This window comes from Dehalococcoidia bacterium (assembly GCA_028711995.1).
In the GTDB taxonomy this organism is placed as follows: domain Bacteria; phylum Chloroflexota; class Dehalococcoidia; order SZUA-161; family SpSt-899; genus JAQTRE01.
The window spans coordinates 1-6,031 of the sequence record JAQTRE010000163.1; the positions used below are offsets into that span (position 1 = coordinate 1).

At 53.2% G+C, this 6,031-nt stretch carries 8 protein-coding genes; all 8 read left to right on the plus strand.

Annotated elements, in window-relative coordinates; genetic code table 11:
* Window positions 1–318 precede the first annotated feature (318 nt).
* Window positions 319–1,128 (plus strand): acetoacetate decarboxylase family protein, encoded by an 810-nt coding sequence (locus PHV74_14475; GenBank protein ID MDD5095561.1) that lies wholly within the window; start codon window positions 319–321, stop codon window positions 1,126–1,128.
* 291 nt (window positions 1,129–1,419) lie between these two features.
* Window positions 1,420–1,956 (plus strand): bifunctional nuclease family protein, encoded by a 537-nt coding sequence (locus tag PHV74_14480; GenBank protein MDD5095562.1) that lies wholly within the window; start codon window positions 1,420–1,422, stop codon window positions 1,954–1,956.
* A gap of 261 nt (window positions 1,957–2,217) precedes the next feature.
* A complete protein-coding gene (locus PHV74_14485; GenBank protein MDD5095563.1) occupies window positions 2,218–2,454 on the plus strand; it encodes an AtpZ/AtpI family protein in 237 nt (78 codons plus the stop codon).
* Window positions 2,455–2,457: 3 nt separating this feature from the next.
* Complete coding sequence (locus PHV74_14490; protein ID MDD5095564.1) at window positions 2,458–3,714, plus strand: F0F1 ATP synthase subunit A; 1,257 nt, start codon at window positions 2,458–2,460, stop codon at window positions 3,712–3,714.
* Between the two features lie 78 nt (window positions 3,715–3,792).
* Complete coding sequence (atpE, locus tag PHV74_14495) at window positions 3,793–4,053, plus strand: ATP synthase F0 subunit C (GenBank protein MDD5095565.1); 261 nt, start codon at window positions 3,793–3,795, stop codon at window positions 4,051–4,053.
* A gap of 165 nt (window positions 4,054–4,218) precedes the next feature.
* Window positions 4,219–4,731, plus strand: a complete 513-nt coding sequence (atpF, locus tag PHV74_14500; GenBank protein ID MDD5095566.1) for a F0F1 ATP synthase subunit B — start codon at window positions 4,219–4,221, stop codon at window positions 4,729–4,731.
* 10 nt (window positions 4,732–4,741) lie between these two features.
* On the plus strand, window positions 4,742–5,278 hold the full coding sequence (gene atpH, locus PHV74_14505; GenBank protein MDD5095567.1) for an ATP synthase F1 subunit delta: 537 nt from the start codon (window positions 4,742–4,744) through the stop codon (window positions 5,276–5,278).
* A gap of 69 nt (window positions 5,279–5,347) precedes the next feature.
* A partial coding sequence (locus PHV74_14510) for a F0F1 ATP synthase subunit alpha (GenBank protein ID MDD5095568.1) occupies window positions 5,348–6,031 on the plus strand: 684 nt, incomplete at its 3' end.

Here is a 6,031-nt window from a genome sequence, read left to right on the forward strand (position 1 = left end):
ATGTTGGCGCTTGTTTTGGCGCTAAATTCGACCCGCCAGCCGATTCACTCAGACTTTAAACTTCGCAGCATAATATCAGGGTGACTCAATCAGAATTCCGATACCGGCTTTTTGCAGGGACGCCAATTCTGCCAAATCTCCACGTGCGCCTTTCACAAAGGGATTCGGCTGTGCTTTGAATGTACTGAGTTTCCTTGCGAAACAACCGGGAGTGGACCGATCAGCTATGGATATTGCCGGTACATATCGGGGAAAGAAGGGGGTTGATCACCACTTATTCAGTGCTTCTCTAAAGAGATTGATTTTGAGGAGGATTCCATGGCCCGCGAGAAGTTTCCGCTGAAGGGATACACCCTTCCGCTGACGCCTGGAGGTAAATCATCGCTCGTCGAACCCCCTCCCTGGCATTATGGCGGCGAGGTGATGCAGTTGATCTTTCGCACCGATGAAGCACGAGCCAGGGAGTTGATCCCGCCGCCTTTGGAGATGGGGCCGGAGTCGGGGAAGGGAATTGTCTGGTTTGTGGAGTGGATTTCGGTGAGCCAGTCGAATCCCGACCTGGCGTTCATCAATCCGGAGCGGGCCATTTACCAGGAGTGCATGGTGATGATCCAGTGCAGTTTCCGTGGGGAGTTGGGGTATTTCGTCCCGTATATCTGGGTGGACAACGATTTTACCCTGATGCGCGGATTTGTGCAGGGGTTTCCCAAGAAGCTCTGCCGGCTTCATCGTACCAGGTTTTGCGATCTCACTCCCGGAATCGGCGGCAAGCGGGTCGGCGCCAAGATGAAAGGCATCTGTCAGGCGCACGGGGAACGAATTGTGGAAGGCTCTCTGGTATTTACCCGTCGGGCTGAGCCTTCGGAGTTGCCTCCGGTGAAGTTCTATTTGATGCGCCATTTCCCCAATATCGAAGATGCCTCCAGACCGACGGTTCATGAGCTTGCCGTCAGCGAGGTTTCAGACGTTCGTGTCGATGAGGTGTGGGCGGGCGAAGCCGACCTCAAGTTCTTTGAATCGGAGGTGGAGGAGGTGGCTGCACTGGCTCCGGTGCAGATGATGGGCGGATTCTCTCATCGAATGGGGCTCACGATTACCGGCGGCAAAGTGATCCACAGATACGTCTGATAATCGGCATGGCAGAGCCCCGCAGGTTTGCCAGGTGACTCCGCGTTTCCCTCGAGAGGTGGGTATGGGTTTGAAGTAGGCTATTCCCAACCCAGGGCTAGCGGATTGCCTACTCGCCCGCACACTGGGGATTGAACTTCGCCAGGCAATATCACCCTCCGGGTGCTCATCTGTCTCCCTTCCTGGTGAAGCTCCGGAAGGTCAAAAATCCACGGTTCGAAGTCTGAAATATTGTATTGACAAGGGAGATGAGGTGATATAGAATTCCATTGGGCTAGATGGAGGGGATGAATGATCGAGATGAGCATCGATAGCATACGCGTGAGCATGATGAACTATCAAAGGGTGGTGATTCTGAAGGAGAAGAGCTCTGATCGTTATCTTCCCATCTGGATCGGCCCTGCTGAAGCTGATGCGATTGCTATCAAACTTCAGGGTGTCAACCCTCCTCGTCCGCTCACTCACGATTTAGTCGATTCCATCATCAGGAATCTGGGTGCTTCCGTAAGTTCAATCGTGGTGAGTGATCTGCACAACGATACCTTCTATGCCAAATTGATCCTCGATGTAAACGGCAAACGGCTGGAGCTAGATTCACGTCCTAGCGATGCGATGGCTATCGCCATACGGGCGCAAGCACCTATTTATGCCGCGGAGACGGTCTTGGATCGAGCTGGCATTATTGTGGATAGTGAGACCGGAAAGCCTTCAACCCAGAGTAAGGATACCAAAAGTGGAACAACGGAGGAAGAGTTGAAGAGTCTATCGGCCTTCCGTGATTTTGTGGATAGTTTGAATCTAGAAGACCTTGGCAAGGGCCAGGGATAGCCAAATAAGGTGGTTTGTCTGATGCGCTTTTTACGAACCGGGGCGCTTGGTTCCGGGAAAACGACAGAAATGAGGGGAACTAGTGATTAGAAGGCCTTAACCATAGAAGGTTAGGGCTTTTTTATGGGGAAGTCCGTGTGGGAGTGGTAGGGTTAAGCAGAGAAATAGGGAGGGTCTTCCATGACTTTTCTCTGGTGAGGGGTGGCGTTTGGCAGCTGTGCCCATAGCGCATTGTGGGTGGTACAAGGGTCGAGGTGGTTGGTGAAGAAGCCGTGGATAGTGGCTGTACGTTTCATCGGGATTGGGTGGTATATCGGACTGTGTATCGCGGGGGGAGTGTTTCTGGGGCGGTGGATAGGGCAGAAGGTGGGGGCCGAGACCTTTTGTAGCCTTATGGGATTAGCAGTGGGTGTGGTTGTGGCAGTATACGGAATCTGGATAGCTTACTCATTGCTTAACAGGAACGGACTCGCAAACAAGGAAGATAAGGAGAAATAGGTCGTGCCTAAGATACCGAAGATAGGTTGCCTTGGTATTGTGCTCCTTGCTCTCGTAATGATGGTGGTGGGTGGTATGTTTCTCGGAGTGGCCACGCCGGAAGTTCATTTGCCTCCCGGCGATCTTCTGAAAGCAGAAACTCCGCACAAATGGACAAAGACCGACAAGAATTGGGTGGATGATCGCGGCGTTGTCGATATCGAAATCAAGGTACAAACTGAAGACAAAGAGCTGGTGGCGGATGAGCCTCTGACGCTCTACGCCAAGCCAAAGAATGCCGACAATATGCCGGCTAACCCGGTATACGAGTGGCGGTTCGTGGTCGATGAGGAAGAGGTCTATCGCATCGAAGAGGGCGGAAGCACTGTCGAGTACACGTTTACTCAGAAGGGTGATCTGGCCGTCGATGTGCTGGTCAAGGATGCCGATAGCGGGGCTCTGGTAGTCGGCGCTGCCATCCATCACGGGAAAAAATCCGCTTTCCCCATCACCAACACCATGATCGCCTCGTGGATTACCGTTATTGTGCTGGTGACGGTGATGTTCTTCGCGATGCGCAAGCGATCCCTGGTACCAACGGGCCTTCAGAACGTTATTGAGGCGATCGTTGAATGGTTGCTCACCTTTGTGGAAAATGCCGCCGGCAGAGAGAACGGGCGGAGATTCTTCCCCATTGTGGCCACGATCTTTTTCTTCGTCATTACCAACGCGTACTTGGCTCTTCTGCCCATTTTCAATGTGATCGGTTGGGGTCATCAGATGAGCTATGAGACGGCGTTCTTCGGGGATCAGAGCGGATTCGTGGTGACCACCACGATCCTCCGGTCGGCAAACACTGATGTTAACCTGCCGCTGGCGCTGGCCATCGTATCCTTCATCTCTGTTGAGTTCTGGGGAATCACCGCAATCGGATTCCGCCATTACATGGGCAAGTTCATTAAGATCAAACCGGTATTCAAGGCCATCGCCAGCTTTAAGCCGATGGAGATCGTTACCGCGGTTATCGGGGCGTTTGTAGGCTTGATCGAGCTTCTCACCGAATTCATCCGCCTGCTCAGCTTCACCTTCCGATTGTTTGGCAACATGACGGCGGGCGAAGTCCTTCTGATGATGATGGCCTTCCTGATGCCGCTACTGGCCGGTGTCCCATTCTATGGATTGGAGTTGCTGATCGGCTTCATCCAGGCATTAGTCTTTGCCGGGCTAACGCTTGGGTTTGCTATGGTTGCTGTTATCCCACATGAAGAGGAAGAGCACTAAGAGGCTTTCTAAACAAACTGGAGGAGGACCGTACAGATGATCGACCTAGGAGTACTGGATGTCGTAAAGGATGTGGCCATTCATGCACAAGCCGCTGCTGCCACGAGTGGGTGGAGCGAGGATGCGGCCAAGAGGCTCGCTGCCGGTTTGGCGATGGGAATAGGTGCTATAGGCCCTGGGATCGGAATTGGTATTCTCGGCAATGGTGCCATGCAGGCTCTCGGCCGGAATCCCGAAGCCAGAGGTCCAATAATGACCAACATGCTGATCGCGATTGGTCTGTGCGAAGCCGTTGCGATCTATGCCTTGATCATTGGCATTATCCTGGCCATGATGTAGAAGAGTCAATCGTCCCGAACGTGCCGCTCGGATTTCGGAGAGCATCCATGCTTTGAAATCAGGGGGCGGTTCGGGGAAACAGAGAAGGTCTTCCAGGGCGGCCGCGACCGAGAGGGATCGAAGGAGCGGTGAGTGGCTGAGGATATGTCACTATAGAGGTGCAGTATGGGCGATATGATAAATAGTCTAGGCATCAGCTGGCAAGGGCTTCTGGTGCAGTTGATAAACTTTAGCATTCTATTCGGGGCGTTGGGGGCTCTGGCCTATAAGCCGATAATGAAGCTGCTGGATGAGCGTTCGGAGAAGATCAAAGAAGGCTTAGATAAATCGGAGCAGGCTGAGAAGCGCGCCGTAGAGATCGACGTGGAAGCCAAGAAAGCTCTTGAAGAGGCTCGCAAAGTGGGACAGGCCCTGATTGCCCAGGCAACCGAAACAGCCGGTAAACATGGTGAAGTGCTGAAGGAGCAGGCCAAGAAGGAAGCCGAGGCGCTGATCGTGCGGGCAAGGGGTGAGATTCAGTCGGAGAAGGATCAGGCTATTGCGCAGCTTCGCAAGGAGTTTGCCGATATCACCATCCTCGCAGCGGGGAAAGTGATCAGCGAAGAGTTGGATAAGACAAAGCACCAGAAAGTGATCGACGAAGTGTTAAAAGCCAGTAGTCTGAAGGGAAAAGAGTAAGGATATAACAATGGCTGGAGAAATCGCGGCCAAGAGGCATGCACAGGCGGTATTCCAGATCGCTCAGGAAAAGGGCGACTTTGAGAAATGGCGTTCCGATCTGGATTTGATGGCGGCTGTATTCAGTAACGTGGCACTTCTACCCATTCTGGAAAATCCGAAGGTCCGTTTTGAGCACAAAGCTAAGGCCGTCACCCAGGGTTTATCGGGTGCCAGTGAAATGGCGCTCAATCTGGCCAAACTGTTGATTTTGAAGCGTACGGCACGAATTATGCCGCAGATAGCCCAGGAGTATGGACGGTTGGTAGATTTGCAGCAAGGAATCGCGCATGCCGAAGTGATCACAGCAACACCGGTAGATCAGAGTACATTGGAGAGCTTCAAGCAACATCTGGCTCAGATCACCGGAAGCAAGATCGTTTTGAATGTCAAGGTGGACCCGGCCATCATCGGCGGTTTTGTGGCTCGAGTCGGAGACAAGGTGATTGATGGCAGCGTTCGCAGCCGCCTGCAGAGCCTGAAACAGAGAATCATTCAAGCAGGATGAACGGGGACGCGGTTTAAAACTGCGTCGCGAGGGTCTGCTCCCAAAGGATATACGTCGGAGGTAAGGCCAATGGCAAATGCACAAGAGATTGCATCAATAATTAGACAACAGATTCAGCAATTCGGCGCTGCGGTGAGTGCCGTTGATGTTGGCACCGTAGTGGAGGTAGGAGACGGCATTGCCCGAATCCATGGTCTGGCGGGAGTCAAATCGATGGAGTTGCTTGCCTTCCCCGAAAACATCATCGGCATGGCGCTCAACCTGGAAGAGGATAACGTGGGTGCAGCCATATTCGGCGAATATCAGAAGCTCAAAGAGGGTGATGAGGTTCGCTGCACGGGCCGTATCGTCGAGGTCCCGGTGGGAGAGGGATTGTTGGGCAGAGTAGTGGACTCGCTGGGACAGCCGCTGGATGGCAAGGGCCCGATTAAATCCGATAAGATGCGTCCAGTTGAGCGTGTGGCTCCCAATGTGGTGAGCCGCAGTTCTGTGAACACGCCAGTGCAGACCGGTATCAAGACCATTGATGCCTTGGTTCCGATCGGAAGAGGACAGCGCGAGTTGATCATCGGCGATCGCGCTACCGGAAAGACGGCGCTGGCGTTGGATACCATCATCAATCAAAAGGGTGGAAACCTCATCTGCATCTATGTAGCCATCGGTCAGAAGGCCAGTAAGGTGGCTAAGGTGATCGGCATACTCGAGAAACATGGTGCCATGCCTTACACCATCGTGGTGGCAGCCAATTCATCG